The organism is Pseudomonas sp. P5_A2_2, from assembly GCF_054177685.1.
This window is the reverse complement of sequence record NZ_JBGCUL010001048.1, coordinates 1-1,497: the sequence shown is the minus strand read 5'-3', so window position 1 is coordinate 1,497 and position 1,497 is coordinate 1. Positions and strand designations below refer to the sequence as shown.

Genomic DNA, 1,497 nt, shown 5'->3' with positions numbered 1-1,497 from the left:
GTACTGGGCGGTTCACTCGACGATCGTGCGCCGGCGACGGTCGGCAGCACCACGGTGGCGGAAATTGCCCGCTATCGGGCCGACCTGGCGCTGTTGTCGCCGGTCGGCATCGACGCCCAGCGCGGTGCCAGCAACTACGACCACCGCGAAGCCGAAGTGGCGCGCGCCATGGCCRACAATGCCGAAGGCGTAGTCATCCTCGCCGATTACAGCAAGATTGGCGTGGAGAGCCGTGTCGCTTTCTGCCCGCCAGAACGCATCGACGTGCTCATCACCAACCACAAGGCCAGTACCGAAGCGGCGTTCGCCGCACTGAACGCCAAGCTGAAACGTATTGTCCTGGTGTAGCGGTGGTTTGGCGGTTGCAACAGGCATTGACGCAGCATGATGCTCAAGTGCAGCGCAACCGGGTAGATCTTGCACGATGTGACTCTCGGCGCTGGCAAACTGACCGTAACTGTATTGGCTGCGATCGCCTGCATTGGGTTGAATCCACAGCCGAAAGCTGACGTTCCCAGACACCTGCGAAGTCATGGCAATTTAGTCTTGGTCCGTGGAAAATCAGTGCTCGCCATTAATCTTTCGTGAACATACTCCTCAAATTGTTCGGCTGGCAGTGGCGGGGAAAACAGGAAGCCCTGGTAGGTCTGGCAGCCATGCTTGACCAGAAAGGTGCGCTGAGCTTCTGTCTCCACACCTTCTGCAATCACCGAAAGCCCCAATATCTGGCTCAGGCTCACAATCGCGCAGGCGATGGCGGCGTCGTTGGGATCAACCAGCACATCTCTGATGAAGGACTGGTCGATCTTGAGTTGATCCAGCGGAAGGCTCTTCAGGTATGACAGTGACGAGTAGCCGGTTCCGAAATCATCCAGCGAAAGGCCTATGCCGACCTCTTTCAACTCGATCATTTTGGCGACAGTACCTTCCATATCCTCTATCAGCAGGCCTTCGGTCAGTTCCAGTTTCAATTTCCTCGGATCGGCCCCCGTGTATCTCAGTACTTGCAGTACCTCCTCGACGAAGTCCGGATGGTGAAACTGGCGGGCGCTGACATTCACAGCCATACCCAGTCGGGCGGTTTCCGAATGCTTTGCCCAGGCAACCAGTTGATCGCAGGCTGCCTGCAGCGCCCAACGGCCTAACGGCAGAATCAACCCCGTTTCCTCTGCCAATGGAATGAACTCGCCTGGAAACACGACTCCGCGCTCAGGATTCTGCCATCTCATCAGCGCCTCTGCGCCAATGATACGGCCCTCACTATTCACCTGCGGCTGGTAATAAAGAAGGAATTCGTTGTCCTGCAAGCCTTGGCGCAAGTCTACTTCCAGTCTGGCGCGTGCCGTGGCAACCGCCTGCATGTCCGGATCGAAGAAGCGCATGGTATTGCGGCCCGCCGCCTTGGCGCGATACATCGCCAGGTCAGCGCGCTTCATAATATCGTCCACTGTGCTCAGTTGCCCCTGGAACAGCGCAATGCCGAGGCTGGGGGTGCTG

Annotated in this window: 1 protein-coding gene and 1 pseudogene; one reads left to right on the top strand and one right to left on the bottom strand. The window is 58.0% G+C overall.

Going from position 1 to position 1,497, the window contains the following annotated elements; all coding sequences use genetic code 11:
• A pseudogene (locus ACXRVY_RS28645) lies at positions 1 to 348 on the top strand (alkaline phosphatase); the annotation flags it as partial.
• Between the two features lie 182 nt (positions 349 to 530).
• Here the strand turns inward: ACXRVY_RS28645 and ACXRVY_RS28640 are convergent.
• Positions 531 to 1,497, bottom strand: a 967-nt coding sequence (locus tag ACXRVY_RS28640) for a putative bifunctional diguanylate cyclase/phosphodiesterase (protein ID WP_458238910.1), incomplete at its 5' end; no start/stop codon positions are given.